Consider the following 20303-nt stretch of genomic DNA (forward strand, 5'->3'; position numbering starts at 1 on the left):
CGTGTTAATTGTCCAGAAGATATTTAAAGTAGAGTTGAGCCGTTGCTTCCGAATATTCACCCACCGTGTCATAACCAACCTGACCACCCACGGATAATTGCGGGCTAAACTTATAATTACCTTGCAGCTTGGTGTTATAACTTACGCCAGTGCTATTTTTAGCCGCATAATGTGATTCTCTGCCATAGCCTTCATCCACCAGCCAATCGAGATTATTTTGCCAATCTGGGCGCGTAGGGAAATAATCACTTTGCTTCTGTGAATAAGATTGATAGCCGACGGAACCCGATAATTTATAGTCCCAGTTCCCTGCATTTCGGCTGTATTCAATCGGAAGTGAAATACTGATGTAATCCTGTGGACTAAAGTAACCACCTTGACCAAAACTGAAATTACTTAAGTTTTTAGAGAAATTCATATAGTCAGCGTTAACGCCGACTTTGAGTTCACGGTCGTCTAAATGTAGCGGACGGAAGTAAATCCCCGCGTTGCCAATGACCGCACTATTATCAGCGACGTTGTTACCTTGATACTGATAATAGGACGCGCCACCATAGGCACCAGCCTGTCCATCGTCATAGCTTAGGCTTACGCCGCCACCGCTCTTCGTGACCGCACCCCAAGATTTTCCGCTGTATTTATCCTTTGCCCCAACGTAAGACAGCAGGCTATCAGTCACCGCGCGACGTTCAACATTCATCGTCATCTGCGTGTTGCCCGCAATGGTAGGCGACCAACGCAGCCCACCTAATAGACGGTTGGAATCTTGCCCCAGCGGCGTCGTTCCGATATCCGCCTGATAGTTGTCGCCCGACAACGACAGCGCTATTTCGGCCCCGCTGCGTCGCTGCGAACCAGTGGAGTTGGCGGTGAAATCATCTGGCCCATATTGCTTAGGCTGAATGATCTGTTGTTGAGCCAAGTTGTAGGCATCTTGCGCATCGGTTTCTTCACGCATCGCAATTTCACAGGAGGCTGATGTTGGGTCCTGACAGGCTTTAATTCTGGCCGCAGACTTATCCGCCAAGGCTTTCCGTGCGGCATTCGCAGCGTCTACCGACTCTCCTGATGCTTTGAGTGATTCCTGCGTGGCTTTCCACGCGGCCGTAGCCTGCTGTAAAGCACCGGTACCGAAGCGGTTATTCGACTGCCCTGATGAGCTTCCAGCATTGAGCATCACCGGAGTCACGGAGAATTTAAGCCGAGACTCCCAGAACGGTACCGTTGAAAAGGCCAGCGAAGTTTTAGTTTCGGTCAATGCACCTAATCCACTTTCGCCATCACGGCTACGCAGGCTGACCGCAGACTCCGTCCAAGAGGCCAACTTTTCACGCATTTCATCCAGCAGTTTGCTGACCTGCACAATAGTTTGCGTGGACTTCACCGCTCCTTGCCCATTTGCAGAGGAAGACGTCCGAGCCTGCCGCTGCCACGGCAGTTGACCGTCATCTCTGAAAGCATCACTAACGGGAGTTTCATCCACAAATGGATTATCGGCTATTGGCAAACCGTTTATCGTAGCGTTCGAGCCGTGAATACCGTCGGAGAGCCCTTGCAGCTGGCTTTTAGCCTTGCGCAGCAAGGCGAGCGCGGTGCGAGAATCTCCGTTGCTGCGCGCAACTCTGGCCGCTAGAAGCAGATGTTCTGGCGTATTATCGTCGGGCAGTTGGCTGAGCAACTGCGTGGCCTGCTGGTTATCACCTTCGGCTAAGGCTAGATTGATAGCACCAATTCGAGCCTCTTTATTTTGGCTATTTCGTCCTAAAATATGCTGGTAGATCTGGCGAGATTCATTGAACATTTTGCCCGATTGGTAAACGCGAGCCATCGCCAGCATCAATCCGGTGTTATTCGGATCGTCATGCAGTTTCACGATCAGCAGATCCCATGCGCGAGAATATTGCCCCTCTTCACGCAAACGATCGACCTCCCTGATGGTGGTTCCTGATTTCAGACGTTCGATATCGGTCGCAGAACTGCGCGACAACACCAGCGGATTTGACATCCACGCATCCGCTTCTTGCGTTAATCCAGCCTTATTCAGCACGTCAATTTGCTGAGCATAGTCACCCGCCGAGCCTTTTACCCCTAACCGCATATTGCGTTGAACTACGCTAACGGCCTGTTTTGTCTGTCCAGTTTGATAAAGACTGGCAGCCAGATGCCCTGCATCCGAAGGTGAGCTGATATCGAGCTGGCTCAACGGCAGTAGCAAAGCGGCTGCGCCAGCGCTATCGCCCTGAGCCAGTCGTGAATCGGCCTGAGCCAAATCCTGATTGAACGCCGCGCGTCGACGTAGTGCTTTGATATCCGCGTTCCAATGATTACGCGGTATCCGGTCGATCTGGCTTATCGCGCTATCCCAGTGCTGGTTTTCAGCCTGATAGAGCGCGAAAACATAAATCCCGTCGTTGGTTTGGCTCTGAAGCGCTGGCGCGAGGATTTGCTCAGCCTGCGCGGCATCGCCTTGCTTTTTCAGCACTCGAGCCAGATCGAGGCGAACCCATACGTTCGTTGGCTGTTTAGCCATCGCCTGACGAAGTAGACGTTCTGCCTGCAAAGTATCCCCTGCCTGCATCGCACGGGTTGCTTCGTGGCGTAATGGATCTACGCTTATCGGCCCCTGCTCGGCTAGCTGATGCTGGAATGAAGCCGGCATTGATTTCATCAGTTCAAGCGCTTCATCAGATTTATTTTCTGCTTTCAGCACGTAGTAGAGCGATTTCTGAATATCAGGCGTCGAGGCACCGGCGCTCAGCACCCGATATGCCTGCTCGGCTCCCGCTAAATCGCCTTTACGGCGCAAAATGTCGGCGCGAAAAAGCGCCACCGCCATTTTCTCATCGCCGCTGCTGCTTAAAAGCGGTTCGCTGGCCGCCAATGCTCCGTTCCAATCTGACTGGCGAGCCAGATCTTTAGCCGCATCTAACTTGAGATAAAACTGGGACTTATTGGCCAAATCTTGCCATTTGGCGCTATCTGCCCCTTTTTCCGCCGCCGCGCGATTGAGATAATCCAGAGCCTGAGCAAATTTGCCCTGACGCATAGCGATAATCCCCAATCCTCCGATCGCATTGCTGTTATGTGGATCTTCATCAAGCACGCGCTGAAACTCCGTGCTGGCGTCTTTTAAATCGCCTTTATTCACAGTGTCAAAACCGCTGGCAACTTGATTACCGGTAACATTATTAGAGAAATGTTGAGCAAGCTCCGCGTCATCAGGATGCCCTTGCTGATAGGCCTCATACAGCTCACGATCCGCCGCTTTGGGGTGTAACCACAGCAGCGCCTGACGCCAAGCTTTATCCGCTTCGGGCGACGAAGCCCCTAATGAACTCAGGATAGCTATCCCGTCCCGGCGGCTTGACTCTTGATAGGTCAGGATCTGCCCTAATGCCAGCGCGGTTTTCCTGTCGCTCGGTGCATTTTGATACCTTTGTTGCAGCGCCTGAATAGCCTCTTCGCGACGCTCTGGAATAGCTGCCAATGTCTGATAATATTCATTTTCCAGCGAAGATACCGGCATCCCCTCTTTGAAGAGCGCCTCATAAGCCGCTGCCGCACCGGTAGGATTTCCACTGCGGGCCAAACGTCTGGCATCTTCTAACTTGGCAGGCGCAATTTTCATTGCGGTAGTTTCACCATCCAGATCCTGTAACCGCCCGCTGTCTGGACTCACCTGCTGAAGCTGTTGCTTCCATTTCGATGATTCAGTTTTATTCCCTTGTTGTAGTGAATAAAGTGCCAGCAAATACAATGCTTCAGCGTTATTTGGATCGACGCTGAGGACTTTTTTCAACACGCTTTTAGCATCGTCAGGATGCCCGCGCTCATGCCAATACTGCGCCTGATTAAATAATTGGCTGAGAACGGCACTGTTCTCTCCACCGGCCGCCGAAGCTAACCAAGGCAAGGATAATAAGCATATCCCTGTCAATCCCAGTCGCTGTAAGGGCAATCTGGCTTTATTGTTTTTCATAATGATTCCGTCAGATATTACATTCGCGGGTGATGCCCTAGCGGCGGTGTCCAATAAAATTCTTCAGACGTTGTTCAGCCTGATTTTTGAGATAGGCGTATGCCAGTAGCCCCATGGCTCCTGCTAACAAGGCACAAATCAGCCCCAACACCACAATGTGCTGGTTGGCATACCAGATAATTTGCAGATACCACGGCATTTGCCCCGAGACATAGTGAGGGCCAACGGTCCAGCTATGGACGCCATCGGTTTTGTCGATAATCGCGATATCGCCGCGAATGCCAGCGTTGATGGTTGGGTTACGCAAATCGGCTGGAAGCAGCGCTAACTGTTCGTCCTGCGTTGCGGTCGCAATGACCACGCTGCGCGCCTTATCCCACGGTGATTGATAGCTAATAAAACCGCGCCACTCTCCTGCGTATGAAAGATAACGATTTGCACTTTTGCCATCGCGCCCCCAATCTCCTTTTAAGAAGGCCAGCGCCTGCTGCCAGTAATTTATTGGGCGTAATAGAAGCTGTCCTTCCTGAGTTTCAAACGGACTTTTCGCTAACAATGTCTGTAACAGAGGGCGCTGGCTCATGGTGGCAACCACCAGCAGATCCTTGCCTTTGAGCAAACGAGGATTTTGATGCAGAACTTTATCGCCGAGGTAAATCTGCATGCCGTGCGTCGTTACACCGGTCGCGTTACCGCTGCGCGCCATGAGCGTCATCAGCGTGCTTATTTCAGTTTCTTGCGGATGTTCGGCGAGCAAAACAGCGGTCTGCGCTAAATCTGCCTGACGCGAGAAAGGAAAACTGGCACCGATGAAATAAGACAGATTAGGCAATTCGCTAAAATGCCAGGTATGGCTAAGATCGATGGTCGAATCAGGGCTAATAAAGCTTTTAATCGTGTTGTCACTTAATACCTGACACGGTGCATCAGGCTTCGGTTTTACCGAGAACCAAAACTCAAACTGATTATCGCCATAGATTTGATACGGCTGGATATGCAGCGTTTTTTGCTCCTGACGCGAATAGCCTCCCAAGGTATGCCATAGGGTTTCTATTGCCCCCGATTTATTCACCGGTAGCGTTCGCAGAAAGTGGCCATTGAGAGATACGCCCAGCAGTGAGTGCGCTTCATCAAGCCACTCATTCGACGGGAAGTGATAGCCCATCGAAATGGGAATCGTGCTTCCTTCCCACATGAAAAGATCGGGCGCGGCGCGAAATGCCACACGAATGTTTTCATGGTTTATGCCACGAACCACCAGTTTGCTGTCGTCCTTCATCAGGCTACTCAGCGTTACCGGACGCTCGGTATTCACCCAGCGAGGCGCATCATAAGGCACACGTGCGGGAATTTTATGTTGGGCAATCTTTTCCAACAGAGCCCCTGCCGGCAACGTGTTGTGAGTCAGCGCGTAGGCTGCGCTCAAGAACTCATTTTTATTGTGCCCACTCACGACCAACAGTTTAGACACGGGATTGTTTGGATTATCGGTAATCCACAGTGACGCGCCCGCATGTTCTGGAATGGTAAAATCACCGATAGTGGCACCCGCATGCGCAAATACAATGGCGCTACTTTCAGGCAAGCGTCCTAACGACACCGGAATATCAACGCCTTTATAATCCGCGTGATAGCCAAGATAGCCGCTGACTACCGCAGCAGCAGTGAGAGCATCAGCGTCAGGTGTCGCAGTAAATACCATCCCAACTTGGCTGCGGCCCATCTCATAGGTGTCAAGAAACGGCCAAGGAAACCGAGACAAGGTGGGCGCAATATTTAAGCGCAGCCCCTCATAGTCGATCTGGCTATCGGGCATCACCTGTAGTTGATAACGAACATCACTTTTTACTTCGCACTGCAACGCTTTGCTGTTGTCCAATGTGATGCTGAGGTTATTCACGGAAACCAGCATCGGAGCCGGTATTTCAAGATTAAAGCTGTTGATATCATCCACGGCCTGACTCAGCGGCAGTTGCCCCATATCTTGGCCATTCAGCATCAGATTTAAATAGTGCTGCCCATCCACTAACTCATTGGACACTTTAATTTTCAGCAGCAGGTGAGCGCTGGTGATAACTCTGTCACCGGGTAAAGTGAACGTGAAGCCGCTTTGCGTCTGGTGCCCATCGATTTTCAATCCATCAATAATGCCCGCATCACGCAGTGATAACGTTCCATGGATTTTGGTCTGTTCTAACGCCTTTGCCGCCTCGGCTGATGGCTCTGCTTCTGCCTCTTCTACGCCTTCTGGAGCCGACGGCTCATCTGGCGTCGCCAATGCAGCAGGCTGGCTGTCGGCGGTAACCGGTGATGCTTCCGGCTCCGGCTTATTCTCCGGCGCGGTTTCCGCAGGACGAGGCAAGGATAGCGCCGAAAATGAATCATTTTCCGAAGCAGATGGTTCAGACGTGAGCGGCTGAGCGAAGGCATTCAGCGCAAAGAAGCTGCTGATAATGGCTAATAATCTCAGGCGATTCTGCTGATGGCGCATAGCGGCCATTGAAAGCATCATGCCGACACCTCCGAATTACCCTGTTTTGTCATTTGTGGCTTCGCCGCCTGCTGTTTCGCCAGCTCTTTTTCCGCCCGTTTACGCTGGCGACCACGCCAGAAAATGCCCCACAGGCGAGCAGCGCTGCTGATCACCCCTTTCATAGAGTGCGATAGTCGATCAGCCGCATGTGGCGTTTCCAACCACGCATCGGCACGAGCCAAGACAACGCGCACCAGCTCTCGGCGCTTATGCAAACCAACATCACCAAATTGCAGACGCAGGCTATGGTCATTACTGAAGACTTTCACCGCAGGAATACAAACTTCAGAATTATTCAGCAGAAGTTCAACTGCCTCGACATCGTGGTCTTTTAACGCTGGCGACGGGTTCACCAACTGAACGCCGCCCATGGAGAGATCGCGGGTTTCAGTTCTGATGCTGGCACCATTGGAAAAATGCACCACGGCGGGGATCTTGATATCGATACGGATGCTTTTGCGTACCTGTTTGGATTCGTTGGCGACCGCAATCGATGCCAATAAGATCAACAAGCTATAGATAGCCCATGCCACGTTCAGCAGCAGCACATAGGGTTCAATACCCAGCGACTTGAGGGAGAAAAACCGCGCCAAACCGGCAATGACACCGCAGAAAACCAGCACCGCAGTAATGATGTGCGGCATCACGATATGCCTATCAAAGTATTCTTGATCCAGCGTGTCGCCTTTGTCCGTCACGTTAAACTTGCCGCGACGTGGTGAAATCAGCGTAAGCAGCGTGGGAATAACCAAGTGGAAACACATCACGGTTTCATACACTTCGCCCCAGAAGGAGAAGCGATAGCGCCCGTTCAAGCGAGAATTCAGCACGGTTGCCATCACCAAATGAGGTAATGAATAGGCGAAAATCATGCTGGCAGAAGAGGCAATAATATTCTGATTTAGCAATAAATACGCCAACGGCGCGGTGAGGAAAGCGATACGCGGCAAACCATACTGGAAATGCAGAATGGCGTTGAGATAGCACAACCGTTGTTGCCATTTAAGCCCACGACCAAACAGCGGGTTATCTAAACGCAGGATTTGCGTCATCCCTCGTGCCCAGCGTGTTCTTTGAATAACATGCAGTGTTAATCGCTCGGTGGCCAAACCGGCAGACAAGCGCAATCCAAGGAAGGCCGACCCCCAGCCCAAACGCTGCATTTTCAGTGCGGTATGCGCATCCTCAGTCACGGTTTCAACCGCAAACCCACCGATTTCCTCAAGCGCTTCACGGCGGATAACTGCACAAGAACCACAGAAAAACGTCGCATTCCAATTGTCATTGCCCTTTTGCACAGGGCCATAAAACAGCATCCCTTCGTTAGGAGCATCGTTGGCAGCAGGCAGATTCCGTTCAAACGGATCTTTAGAATAGAAATAGTGCGGCGTTTGAATCAGAGCCAGTTTTTTATCTCGCAGAAAACTTCCCACTGTCGCTTGTAAGAAGCCGCGCGTTGCTACGTGATCGCAGTCAAAAATGCAGATTAATTCGCCGTGGGTTTTCGCCATGGCTTTATTCAGATTCCCCGCTTTCGCGTGAGCATTATCAGAACGCGTGATGTAACCAACGTTGGCCTCGGCGGCAAAAACCGCAAATTCGCTGCGTTTGCCGTCGTCGAGAATATAAATTTTGAGTTTATCCGCTGGGTAATCAATACATTGGGCAGCCAGCACCGTATCGCGCACAATATCGAGGCTTTCATTGTAGGTAGGGACATAGACATCTACCGTTGGCCATACCGACATATCATCTGGCAACGGCTCAATTTGACGCTCTAAAGGCCAAATGGTTTGCATGTAGCCGAGTACCATAATCAGCCAGGCATAAATCTCAGCGACAAAAAGCCCCCATCCGAGCACGGCCTCAATCCAAGAATTAAACGACAAGGTTGAAGTCGCCCGCCAGTAGATATATCGAGTTGCCATCAGTAGAGATAACACCACTAACGTGGTGGATATTTTCTTATTCTGGCTACGCCCTAAAATAAACAGCACACCGATCATCATTAGGCCAAAGATAAACTGCTTATGCGCAGACATCGGCGTAAAAATGATAAGGACAGATATAGGTAACAGTATCAGCAGTGATAATAGTGAAATCAGGGTGCGTTTCATGGGCGATTACCGGTCAATTTCAACATGGCACCGTTCTCACCCACGGTGATATCTAGCAGTGCAGAGATTTTTTGTTCAATCGAATCAATATCGAACAGCGCCGCCGATGAAGGACGATATTCCCGCAGCTTTTTTTGACTGGTTAGCGCAGCGGAAACAGAGCTATCACGATGAATATTGCCAAGCAGCCTATCGCTTAAGGTTTGCTTGAAGTAAATTTCAATATCATGGCTCATTTCATAGCGAGAATCGGTCTGGTTAAGCACGTAGTATTGGCTACCATTTTTATTCAGCGGCATATCTAGAAAACGATTATCTTCAAGCTTACTTAACAGCGCGGGAGATATCCCATCAGGCTGAAGCATAACAATATGCATATCGACTAAGGGTTGTATTTGGCGCAGTGCCATATGCGGCCCGCTCGGCATATCCACGATCACCACTAAACCAGGAAATAGGTTTAATTTTTCTAAGCCACGTACGACTAAAGCAGGATCTTGATGAAGCAGAAACTCAAAATGGTTATGCTGTTGAAACGTTGCATCACCATAAGGCAATAAATATAAATTCGTGCCGACTTTATGAATATATTGAGTCCAGTCTGGCTCATTGCCAATATTGGGTACAAAACCCTGAACAACGCCATCGCCGATATTAAAATGCAGTAACAATGAATTCTGCACATTAAGATCTATCAGTAAAACCTTATTTCCTCGATGAGCATAGGCACCAGCCAAATTGACGGCCAAACTCGAACGACCGCTTCCGCCCTGAGGAGAACAAATACAAATCATCGGCATGATGCAATCCTATCGAAGAGTGTTTTAAGTGATAATTCACGCTGTTCATCAGAACGAGCAGTATGATTTGAGGTTTTCTTAGCGTGTGAATTAAAAAGCGCTTCAAAACGCTGTTTTTTATCTTCACCGAATTCAGGGGTTATATATTGGGATGAAATAACAGGCTGACGAGCAGTGTTCTCTGAGATAAAGCGCGGGCTCTCATCAAACTGAGAAGGTATCCCGTTGTCCGTATGCTCTCCAGCGGAGATAGAAACTTTTTCCGTTGGAGACGGTGTCGAATATATTTTAGTTGTATTCGCTTTCTCTTTAATCGTTGATTTAGCCGTTACATCTGAAAAATCAGACAGGCCAACGGTTGAAATAATAGAAGAGTGAAATTCACTCTCATTTTTTAATTTTTCAATAATAGCCCACGGGGTCAGTAAATTTTCTACATTATATTCAGATAATACTTTGTAGTTACTTAACCCCGTTTTTTCCTTAAAGCCTTTGATATCATCCAAGCTTTTCATCAATAAACCTCAAAATAATCATGTTAGAAAAACAGCAAAATGAAGATGCTCGCCATTAATAAACACAGAGAACGATGAGCTTTATCACATCGCTAACCATCACGAAGGATGGCAGCTGGCGCCGGACGGCTCTGCGTGAAAATCGCTCAAGCAATAGACTAGTTGCGATCGGTCAAAAATAGAATATTTTCATAAAAATCAGAAAAACAAAGAACAAAAATCCACAATTAACATCATTTATAGATTTTTGGTTCACAGTTCTGACATTGAAAAATTCAAAGGATGCAGATGCACCCGCTGAAAAGCTCAGGTCTAGGCAAATTTACTGGTTAGCCACGCATGAAATAGTGGGCCAATATCAGGGTGAGCCATTGCGCTTTCAACAAATGTTTGGGCATATCCCAGTTTATTTCCGCAATCATAGTAGCTCCCCACCATGGCATAAGCGGCAACTGGTTGTGATTCCATTAACGTACTGATTGCATCTGTTAACTGAATTTCCCCACCAGCACCGCGTGGCGTACTGGCTAATATTGGCCAAATTTCAGGAGGAAGAATATAACGCCCCACAATCGATAAGTTAGAAGGCGCACTATCTCTAGCCGGCTTCTCAACCACCCGTTTAATAAGAACGCTTTCACCTGGATTAGCTTCAACACCTTGGCAATCAACAATACCATAATTAGAAACATCCTCTTCGGGTACAGGGGAAACCATCACTTGGCTAATAGACGTACTTTCATAGCGCTGTATCATCGAGGCTAAATTATTGCTTTTATTTTCCACACCATAAAGATTATTCATAATGACGTCCGGTAATAACACCGCAAATGGCTGCTCCCCCACTAATGATTGGGCGCACAGTACCGCATGACCTAATCCTTGTGCTGCGCCTTGTCTCACCGAAACAATAGAAACATCAGCAGGACAAATAGCTCTAACGTCATCAAGCAATTGATGTTTATTTTTAGATTCCAACGTCGATTCAAGCTCAAAATTTTTATCAAAATGATTTTCAATTGCATTTTTTGAACTATGCGTAACTAAAATAATTTCTTTAATTCCCGCAGCAACACATTCATCAACAATTAATTGAATTAATGGTCGGTCAACTAAAGGTAACATTTCCTTAGGAATTGCCTTGGTTGCTGGGAGCATACGCGTCCCTAATCCAGCCACAGGGATAATGACTTTTTTAATTACGCTCACTGTATACCTCAAAAATGAATATCTGTTTAAAATAAAAATTGGGTAAAGAATAACGATAATAAAACACCATCATAAAACTAATGATGATTAAGTAACGCATCTGGCCACTGGTCAAACGGTACAGGACGTGAGAAATAATATCCCTGAGCTTTCTCACAGCCCATAGCTTGCAGCTTATCCGCAACCTCTTTGGTCTCAACGCCTTCGGCGATAAGCGGCACATTAAACCCTTTAGCCAGCAGTATCACAGCGGAAATAATGGATTCATTTTTCTTGTTATTCAGCACATCCATAACGAAATTACGGTCTATTTTTAACGCATCAAACTCAAGCTTGTGTAGATAAGATAGGCTTGAGAAACCCGAGCCAAAATCATCAATAGAAACACTCACGCCCGCAGTACGCAAAACAGCCAAGGTCGATTTAAGCAGTTCATCGCCCTTAATCATGCTTGTCTCGGTAATTTCGATACAGATATTACGTGGCGACAATCCGGCTTTTTCGATAGTTGTCAGAATATATTCACAAAAATCAGGCTGGGCCAGTTCAATAATAGAAACGTTAATGTGTAGCTTGAAGTTGCTAGAGCAAAAGTTATTTGCAATGCGCGATGCCAGCTCCTGACACGCCTCGGCGATAATCCATCTACCCAGTTGAATGATAAAACCAGACTCTTCCGCAACCTGAATAAACTGATCGGGCCTAACCATTCCTAATGCGGGATTTTCCCAACGAATCAAGCACTCAGCTTCTCTTACTTCTGGATCACCTAACGTAATAATCGGCTGATAAACAAGGTAAAGTTCATTATTGGGGATGGCGCCATACAGATGGTTCAATATGTTAATATTTTTCAGTGCGAGCTCACGTAAAGAGTCGTCATAGACTCGCGCATTCCCATTTTCTTGATGAAGAGCAGCCTGCTGTGCAATATTTGCGCTGATAATCAATGTTTCGAGCAGATCACCTTCGGCACAGGAAACGATGCCAACGTACCCCATGAATACGTGCATGCTATTCACATACTCACTCTCGGCTGCCTGCATAAGATTCATCAACCGATGAATATTTTCACTGATATCTTTCTCGCTGGAGCCTGGGCAACAAATAATTAAACGCTCAATAGAATCGCGCGCCACGATGACGTGGCTTGGGAAATATTGATAAAGAAAGTTAATAAATGACTCGAGATAGCTAATGGCATAGCCATTGCCAAGGTTGTTTATCATCGTCTGTAGATTACTGAGCGTAACCACACCGACTACGCCACGGAACGATGAAGATATAGTTTTATGTTCGGCCAGCAACCCTTTACGAGTGAGCAACCCAGTTTCACTATCAATATTAATCTGGTTTTCAAGGCGGGCAAAAGCCGTATCCAGATCGCCCGCCATTCTATTGAGTGCGTTATCGAGCGTCGTTATCTCTTTAAATGACCAGCTGTAGTTTCTGTCAATTTTGCGTCTTAAGGCGATATCAGGTGCCTGTTCCGCAATTTTACGTAACGGATTAACAACTACAGAAAGAATACGGTGTGATAAAAAACAGCCTAATAACAATACAATTCCAGCGATCAGCAATGTCATATCACGATATTTAGACAGCTTACCGGTTAGCTCATTCTCTGAAACCAGCACCACCATTTTCCAGCCTTTCAGGTTGAGCGAATCGCCCACCTGAATAACCTTGCTGAAATAACGGGTACCGGAGATATCAATCCGATTAATACTAGTATTGTTATCGCGAACATATTGAGCCGTGGCTTTAACCACAGCCTCTGAACTGTCTTTCACATTCGGAAGATCGGCTCCACTTTGCTCGGCTAAGCCTTGGCTCCTTTTCCCCTGAAGCAACTCTGGCGCTGAAGCGGCAATAATCTGTTCTTTATCATTAACCAGATAGATAAGGCTATGTTCTGTCGCTGTCAGATTGGCTAAGAATCGGTTAAGACGACTCAAGCGCAAGTCGCTTGAAATAACACCGATATAATGACCGTGTTTATCTGAAACGGGAGAGCTAAAGGAAATGCTTACCCCTGATTCAGAATTAACATCTCGGTATGCATTGCTCCACATTGAACGTCGAGAGGCATTGACAGCACTAAACCAAGGTCGGTCAAAAAGATTATAATCATCAACGCTATAGAGCACTGGACTCTCACTGGTTCCATCTTTATAGAACAGCAATTTATTGTGAGTCTCATGATTCTTTTTAATTTGGAACGTCCAGTTCGTCTCAAGATCGCGTCCAAATCCAATGTAATTCCCTTGAACGCTACCAAAGGCGATTGAGCTAAGCAGAGATTCTTTGGAGAAAGTCTGAGTCATCACTTTATACAAATAACCTTCGATCTGTTGGAAAGTGAGATCCCAGTTATCAGTGTCTAGCGTTTTGATGAAAATGGTTGCAATAGAGTTTGCTTGCTGAGGAATATGAATATAGTAATTAAGCGCATTACTCACGGCCTCACCGCGAGTATCAATAATGCGCTCACTCATAACATTCAACGTCTCATTTTCACGATAGAATTGAATGTACATGACACTCAAAATCATAATTAATGAAAAGATGAAGAAGACAATAAAAATAGCGGTTCTCAGCGAGAGTCTAATTTTATTCAGGATCATTTTTACTTATCTCCTCCGAACGAAATCGTATTTTTTCCTTTCTTCTTCGACTTATACAGATTTTGGTCCGCAATATTCATCGCCAATTCGACATTCCCATGACATTTAGCCATGCCAATAGAGAGTGATGGCGTAAATGTTCCACCATCAGGCAATTCAAGCGCCTGTTCGTTAATGGTATCCAGCAAACGTTGAGCTGCTCTTTGTGCGCCAACTTCGTCGGTTTTAAACAAGAAGATTGAAAACTCATCGCCGCCCATGCGAACCACGATATCGTGATCGCGAAGATGCTCTTTCATGCGATAGGTACATTGCTGCAAGACCGTATCACCAAATGCGTGGCCCCAAGTATCATTAACCGTTTTAAAGTTATCCACATCAATGGCCAAAATATAGCAAATACCCTCAGTTTCACGGATACGTGGCAAATAGCGACGGTTATAGACACCCGTGAGTGGGTCAATCATGTAGTTGCCACGCAGCTTGCGCAGAGAATAAAAATAGTAGATTGATTGAATGCAACGTAGCAGCGCCATCAGCGTTGGGATCAAAATAAGAATGATCAATTGTCGGTTATATGTTGCTTTGGTTTGGTCTAATAAGTTCTTTGCCAACTCAGGAAAGCGATTATTATCAATAGCAATATCATGATAAATTTGGCGAGCATCCTGATCGCGCGCTTTGAGATAAATATTCTCTGCAAAATGCTCTTCTTCGAACTTTACTGCATCCGAAATTTTTGAGTTAAAAATATCACTGACATAAGTTTTATAAATCCCAGCGACATTTTTTTGATATGACTCATCTTTTTCTACGCGTGAATAAATGATGTCATTTATTTTAGTCAAATATTCAGACTTCATGATTGAAATACTGAGAACGCCTTCTAGGTCTGAGTTCATTTTATCAATTTTGTAGTAGAACATAACAAAACAGATCAAACTCACTACCAGCGAAGCTATAGTGATGAAATGATGAAAGTTGGTTGAACGTGTAGAAATGTCGTCACTGAGCTTCATAGGCGCTTATTCAATATACCATGGAAAATCGATTGTCATTAGGGTTCAGCATCCCTCCGTGGCGGCGTACTAAAATGCGTAGCGGCTAATACTGTTTCGTCACCCAATGGATAGATGCATCGTCTGCGTTGGCCGCATTCCGGCATCCGTTCACAAAGAAAGACACAGTATTTCCTAGCTGACAAAAGAATAGCAGCCAAAACCTCAGCTGGTAATTTATACTTAAAATCACGCAAAACTCAGAGTAAAATTAAACAAAAAAGCTTAACTTATAGGTTTTTATCTCGCATTTTTGTATTGATGTAAATTTATACAAAAACAAACCTTGATGTAAGATGTCGAATCTCGAATGGAAGCAGCAAGAGTGAATGTGAAAAAGCATACTGGTAGTAGTCAGATGAATGGTTATTGATAACCTAGGCCACCAACAGATAGGAAAACAAAGAATTAAAACCTATATATTAAGTTTCAAGCAGACAATATTATTAAATAAATTAGTTTTATAGTTATAAACACCAATATAAAGTCAGTCATGTTAGCATAAATACTACAAACCAAAATCAGACATTAAGACCTAAGAATAATCTGCATGGAAAATGTTATTACCAACAATAGTTTTCTACGTTTAGCCTTAGAGGAGATCATCATTTTCACCTCTGCTGAACTCAAGGAGAAGAAAATAGCGATTATTGATATTGATATTAATGATACCTATGGTGTCAATTTGTCATCAATAAAAAGTGCCGACAAATGCATTATCCTTTGTACTAAAAAAGTATTTTTACTCTTGAGATTATTTACCGAATGCATTAATGGGAATGTATTTTGGGTTGATAAAAACGATTCTATCGACAAGATAAAGTATCGGTTACCTAGTCTAATTCATTCACGACTGTCCGATAACACATCGATTAGATCGGCGACTTACCTCACGAGTATGGAGTCGAAAATTCTATATTTCACAATGCATGGAATGACTAATATTCAAAGCGCAAAAATACTTAAAACTGGGGTAAAAATAATTAGTTCACACAAGCGAAATATTATGATCAAGGTTGGTGCGAAAAGTAAACAAGAGTTGTATTACCTTGCAAAGCCGATATACGCAGGTGGTCTATTCAAATAATAAGTATAGAATTTGCGTGCATACCCACAGAGTTAGGGTAGAACGATGCACAAGGACCTCTCTTCAACGCCCTCCCTCTTTTTTATGCACTACCTACCTCAGAGTAGGCATGAACGCTTTGCTCGCGCACGAAAGAAAATTGTGATTATTGTTCCCGAGGGCACACGATCGCTATTAAATCGTTTTGTCGCTTTACAGCAGCTTGCAACATGGAAAACAGCATGAGTCAGGAAGCACTTTCAATATCTTAATAAAAATGGATTTATCGAGTAAAAGTTGAGATAGGTGTTAAGTAGAAGACAGGGGAAATTGGAGCGGGCGAAGGGATTAGAACAAACAACCTATTAAATTGAATTAAAACAATTTTTTAAGTTATAAGTGAATTTATACCCCCACACATACCCCCAAAGCGAGGATGCTTGAAATACAACCTCTTACCCCGTATTGATAAATCAGCAGATAGCGTGATGATAGCAAAATGCTTTCATACTCAAAGGTAGAATGCAATTGCTCTAAACTATCTACGGTTAATGATACCAAGATGGCGACGAGCCCTCATGATATCAACTATCGTAAGGTAAGGCGCTTGCTCCTGCCAGCTAAATCCCCTGTGGTCGACACGGACCAACTCGTACTTCTCCACCAGAAAATTAACGGCATCGACAAGCGTGATGCCAGCTTCAATATGTCTCCTAATAACAGCTTCATCGCTGAACGGTGTGTCATTTAACGTCAGGCCGTAATGTTGCTCAAGTAGTCGGGTAAGCAGCATTGCCAGACAACCACGGGCGCTGGGTATGACTGAACAACCCGCAGGTTGATTGCAGGTAAAGTATTCATGAGTTGTTCTCTTAAAAATGAGTACTAAAAGTCGGTTAGATTTGGGTGGGATAAATGGCGATATAAACGTAACCGCAGGAGCCAAGCGTATCAGCTTCGCAGGTTAGCCCCTTTGCATAGAGCGTGACGCAATGCTAGTGTCTCGGATTCAGCTCGCCGCTGGTAAGCATGAGCTCCACCTGCTTCAGCAGTATCGGAAACGCCTGGTCGAGGTGGCGTAAATCCGCATCACCGAATGTCCCGGTGATATTGCTGCGGTCAGCCAAGTAATGCAGGCGGTTGCCTTCCTGTACCAGCCGGGCACCAAAGCACGGCGTGACGGTGGGGCTAAGTCCCCACCAGGGCTCAGAAATATCATGGTTTACTGGCGGTGTTTTATTCGACAAGGGTGACGCCCTGATTAACGTTAATTGAGCGTGACGCTGCGTAATACGACATACGGGCCGTTGTGGTCCTGACGGCGTTCAGCGAACACGGCGAGCACACCGCTGATATCTTGGACATCCTGACCGGCATAGTGGCAGATGCTGCCGCTCCATTTGTATTTACCGGTACAGAAGCGAAACAACCGAGACTCTGGATGCTGGCGGTATATCGTCATCGCCTGACGTTTACTGATAATTCTCATGAGCGCTTTCTCCTTTGACTACAGCCATCCCCGTTCCGTGAATGACACAACCGCCATGCCACCGATAACTAAATGGTCAAGCAGACGTATTTCGACCAGATCCAGTGCCTGCTTGAGCCGTGCTGTTATCTGGCGGTCAGCGTGGCTGGGTTCTGCTTCATGGGAAGGATGGTTGTGGGCCACGATAATGGCCGCCGCATTGTGTTTTAGGCCGGATTTCACGACTTCGCGGGGATGGATTTGGGTATGGTTGATAGTGCCGGTAAAGAGGGTTTCGTGGGTAATGAGACGGTTCTGGTTATCGGGGAATAGCACGACAAAAGCTTCTCGCTCAAGCCCCGCAATGTGTAGGCGTAGCCAGTCACGTGCGGCGGTGGTGGAGGTAAATGACGTACCAGGTTCGCGTAACTGCCGTTCCAACAAAGTTAATGCTTTTCTGACTATCCGTTGTTCGGCTACCGGCAGGGTTGCTGCAAACAGCGGGAGTTGTTGTTCCATAGCAGCTTACCTCAATCGATGATGAGCATGATGGCGTTACATTCAGGATGGTTGAGCGCGTAGTCTCGCAGTCGGTAATTGTGTTCGGTCATCGCCCCGCACTCCGTTGTGCAGGCATGGTGGCTATAGGCCAGCAAGCAGACCGCTATTCCTGCTGCCTCAGCTCCTATGTCAGCGCTGTTGCCGTTCATCGTGTTAAATAATGTCCACGCTTCATCGCGGTCCTCATCAGGCTCAGGCGCCATAAATGCCCCGCCGTTACTTAGCGTATAGAACTGCCAGATACCGCCGGAATAATCAGCGCAAAGTCGGTCCATCCAGCCAAAAATACGCGGTTCCAGGGTGAGCCACTGCGGTATGCTGCCGAAATGTTGCGGCCAGAAGCCTCCGCGCTGTTCGTCCGGGACGAGGGTTGCCGTCAGAGCCGGCGTAGTATTGTCAGCCAGTAATGAATGAGGGGTATTGAGGGTCATCCGGTGGGTCATTGGATTTTTCCTTTAAGCATGAATGTGTTGGATGAAAAAATGAATGGAAGACATGAATGTGGGCGGATGTCGAGGGAGGGGGCAGGTTACTGGCTCAACAGGTCCATCATGTTCTCGGCCATCACCCAGAGAGCCCGATTTAATTTAACGTCGCCGTCGATGCCGTTAATGGCACGAGTGTGGGTGCGCTTGCCCTGTGCGTTGCGTCCGGGAAGACCGCCTTTGAGCAAGTTTTCCTGACAGCGATTAAAAACCGACCACAGGTCGTCTTTCCGGTCTTCATACCGGCGCGGTGTCAGTATCTGCAATGCGGTCACCGGCTGATGTTCCTCACCAAAACGGTAGGTTAGTGCGGCATGCGCCAGTGCCTGTTGTGCCGGTGGGGGTAACAGCAGCGACTGCATGGCGTCACGTTTCTCCTCCACTTGGTCAAAGACACTCAGCACCTCGTAAGCGCCTTCAATGACCTTCTCCACCACTTTGCCCCGGTGTGGAACTTTAATTTCACCCAACGACTGCCCGCAGACGAGACTGTTAGTACAGACGCTGCGGAAGTACCCTGGCAAAAGCTGAAAACTAGACTCGCCACCGTGCGAATTGAGGATGATGATTTCGGGGACCTGTTGGCCTGTGATTTGCCCCGATTTACGCAGGCGCAGCAGATGCTTGGTGTGCTCACGACGGCTTGGGTCACGTACCCGAGATTGGCAGGCAAAGAAGGGCTCAAACCCTTCACGCTGTAGATTCTCCAATAAGGTAATAGTCGGGATAAACGTGTACTTGTCGCTTCGAGAGGTGTGTTTGTGCTCACCAAAGACGCTGGGCACCACCTGCATCAGTTCTTCATGGGTTAACGGGCGGTCGCGGCGTATCTGACTGACCCGACCAAAACGGCTGGCTAATCGCATGATAATTTCCTTTCTAATGAGACAAAAGAAAACGCCCCGCTCGTATGAGCAGGGCGTTGATAAATGGAGAATTAAGGCTGATGTTACTGACGAGTATTAAAGATCCAGTTGCCCTGGTCAGTATCTACGGCAATTTCCAGTACTCTGCAGGCCGACATATACCCTTTACCGACAAACAACCGGTCCACAGTATTGCCGAATCCCAGCCTGACAGGCTTCCAGGGCATCGCTTCTGCATCCTGACAATTCCCCCGGTTAATCGTAATTTTTTTGATTAACACCGCATCAGCACGCGAGGTGATATAGATTTTGGTATAGGCCGCCCCGGCATTGCTGGAGCCGGTACTGACTTTAAATGGGGCTTCTGACGCCATCGCAGACAGCGAACCGAGGCCAAGTAATAAGGCAATAAAGCACTTTTTCATTACGTTTTCCTTTTGCTCTCTCAGCGGGCAAATTCAGGCATACAGGCTGAACTGGCATAGTCAGGCAGCGCTTCAGCGGCACCCGCCAGAGTAAATGTCGTCGGGCTAACACCATCGCCGGAGACGGTGACCCGCTTACCCGAGCGTAACTTCCCCCACATCCAGGTAAAATTATCGGAGCCCACATGACTTGCCGTCTCGCTGATGTCGGCGGTGTCTACCTGGTCAATTTTCACTATGATGCGTTGATTATTGTCCGTGCTGACCTGCCGCCCGCTGGGGTCGGTGAAAATAAGCTTCTCCGGGGCGTCGCCGTTGCTGTCGCAGGCAAGATAGAGCTGCGATTTACCTTTACCGAGGATGATGTATTCCGCCGTGCCCTGGGCATAGCCACTGACCCAGGTGTCGTGGTTGCCAAATGCCAGCGAGACCGCTGGCATCAGTCCTGATACTAGTAGTGTTGAAATTAACAGCGTTGTTTTCATCGTATTTTCCTGTCAGAAGCCCGCCATATCACCGAGAGTGGTGATATGGCGGGCAGGCTATAAAGATGATGAGGATGATGTACCAGCGGGTGAACTTACCGAACAGACG

The 20303-nt window shown here is 47.2% G+C and carries 15 protein-coding genes and 2 pseudogenes; 1 reads left to right on the forward strand and 16 read right to left on the reverse strand.

Features of this window, described 5'->3' with window-relative positions:
* Positions 1 to 4: 4 nt before the first annotated feature.
* From RSC70_RS07750 to RSC70_RS07785, 8 genes are all read right to left on the reverse strand, one after another.
* Positions 5 to 3979 (reverse strand): cellulose biosynthesis protein BcsC, encoded by a 3975-nt coding sequence (locus RSC70_RS07750; RefSeq protein ID WP_332542155.1) that lies wholly within the window; start codon positions 3977 to 3979, stop codon positions 5 to 7.
* A gap of 37 nt (positions 3980 to 4016) precedes the next feature.
* Entirely contained in the window at positions 4017 to 6491 is a 2475-nt protein-coding gene (bcsB, locus tag RSC70_RS07755) for a cellulose biosynthesis cyclic di-GMP-binding regulatory protein BcsB (RefSeq protein ID WP_332542156.1), read from the reverse strand.
* Positions 6488 to 8629 carry a UDP-forming cellulose synthase catalytic subunit gene (gene bcsA / locus RSC70_RS07760; RefSeq protein ID WP_332542157.1) on the reverse strand — a complete coding sequence of 714 codons (2142 nt, stop codon included), beginning with the start codon at positions 8627 to 8629 and terminating at the stop codon, positions 6488 to 6490. Before bcsA ends, bcsB begins: the two co-directional genes overlap by 4 nt.
* Positions 8626 to 9429, reverse strand: a complete 804-nt coding sequence (locus RSC70_RS07765; RefSeq protein ID WP_332542158.1) for a cellulose synthase operon protein YhjQ/BcsQ — start codon at positions 9427 to 9429, stop codon at positions 8626 to 8628. The genes bcsA and RSC70_RS07765 overlap by 4 nt, the downstream gene beginning before the upstream one ends.
* Positions 9420 to 9944 carry a hypothetical protein gene (locus RSC70_RS07770; RefSeq protein ID WP_332542159.1) on the reverse strand — a complete coding sequence of 175 codons (525 nt, stop codon included), beginning with the start codon at positions 9942 to 9944 and terminating at the stop codon, positions 9420 to 9422. Before RSC70_RS07770 ends, RSC70_RS07765 begins: the two co-directional genes overlap by 10 nt.
* A gap of 312 nt (positions 9945 to 10256) precedes the next feature.
* On the reverse strand, positions 10257 to 11165 hold the full coding sequence (gene galU, locus RSC70_RS07775) for a UTP--glucose-1-phosphate uridylyltransferase GalU (protein WP_442904263.1): 909 nt from the start codon (positions 11163 to 11165) through the stop codon (positions 10257 to 10259).
* A 65-nt stretch (positions 11166 to 11230) separates the two neighbouring features.
* The gene (locus RSC70_RS07780; protein ID WP_186277496.1) at positions 11231 to 13651 is read right to left on the reverse strand and encodes a sensor domain-containing phosphodiesterase; all 2421 of its coding nucleotides are present in this window, start codon (positions 13649 to 13651) and stop codon (positions 11231 to 11233) included.
* 131 nt (positions 13652 to 13782) lie between these two features.
* Positions 13783 to 14799 carry a GGDEF domain-containing protein gene (locus RSC70_RS07785; RefSeq protein ID WP_025801605.1) on the reverse strand — a complete coding sequence of 339 codons (1017 nt, stop codon included), beginning with the start codon at positions 14797 to 14799 and terminating at the stop codon, positions 13783 to 13785.
* A gap of 589 nt (positions 14800 to 15388) precedes the next feature.
* On the opposite strand from RSC70_RS07785, the gene RSC70_RS07790 reads away from it, so the two are divergent.
* Positions 15389 to 15925, forward strand: a complete 537-nt coding sequence (locus RSC70_RS07790; RefSeq protein ID WP_332542161.1) for a helix-turn-helix transcriptional regulator — start codon at positions 15389 to 15391, stop codon at positions 15923 to 15925.
* 517 nt (positions 15926 to 16442) lie between these two features.
* On the opposite strand, the pseudogene RSC70_RS07795 reads toward RSC70_RS07790, so the two are convergent.
* The 8 genes and pseudogenes from RSC70_RS07795 to RSC70_RS07830 all read right to left on the reverse strand — a co-directional run bounded on the left by RSC70_RS07795 (position 16443) and on the right by RSC70_RS07830 (position 20194).
* Positions 16443 to 16765: pseudogene (locus RSC70_RS07795) on the reverse strand (TA system toxin CbtA family protein).
* 35 nt (positions 16766 to 16800) lie between these two features.
* A pseudogene (locus RSC70_RS07800) lies at positions 16801 to 17151 on the reverse strand (type IV toxin-antitoxin system YeeU family antitoxin).
* A gap of 20 nt (positions 17152 to 17171) precedes the next feature.
* Complete coding sequence (locus RSC70_RS07805; RefSeq protein WP_332542162.1) at positions 17172 to 17393, reverse strand: DUF987 domain-containing protein; 222 nt, start codon at positions 17391 to 17393, stop codon at positions 17172 to 17174.
* An 18-nt stretch (positions 17394 to 17411) separates the two neighbouring features.
* Positions 17412 to 17891: a RadC family protein gene (gene radC / locus RSC70_RS07810; protein WP_332542163.1), complete on the reverse strand. Its 480-nt coding sequence runs from the start codon at positions 17889 to 17891 to the stop codon at positions 17412 to 17414.
* 11 nt (positions 17892 to 17902) lie between these two features.
* Positions 17903 to 18364 carry an antirestriction protein gene (locus tag RSC70_RS07815; RefSeq protein ID WP_332542216.1) on the reverse strand — a complete coding sequence of 154 codons (462 nt, stop codon included), beginning with the start codon at positions 18362 to 18364 and terminating at the stop codon, positions 17903 to 17905.
* Positions 18365 to 18462: 98 nt separating this feature from the next.
* Positions 18463 to 19284 carry a DUF932 domain-containing protein gene (locus RSC70_RS07820; protein WP_332542164.1) on the reverse strand — a complete coding sequence of 274 codons (822 nt, stop codon included), beginning with the start codon at positions 19282 to 19284 and terminating at the stop codon, positions 18463 to 18465.
* 83 nt (positions 19285 to 19367) lie between these two features.
* Entirely contained in the window at positions 19368 to 19709 is a 342-nt protein-coding gene (locus tag RSC70_RS07825; protein WP_332542165.1) for a hypothetical protein, read from the reverse strand.
* 20 nt (positions 19710 to 19729) lie between these two features.
* On the reverse strand, positions 19730 to 20194 hold the full coding sequence (locus RSC70_RS07830) for a hypothetical protein (RefSeq protein WP_332542166.1): 465 nt from the start codon (positions 20192 to 20194) through the stop codon (positions 19730 to 19732).
* Between the last annotated feature and the right edge of the window lie 109 nt (positions 20195 to 20303).

Origin of the sequence: Hafnia sp., assembly GCF_036648275.1 — a bacterium.
GTDB lineage: Bacteria > Pseudomonadota > Gammaproteobacteria > Enterobacterales > Enterobacteriaceae > Hafnia > Hafnia alvei.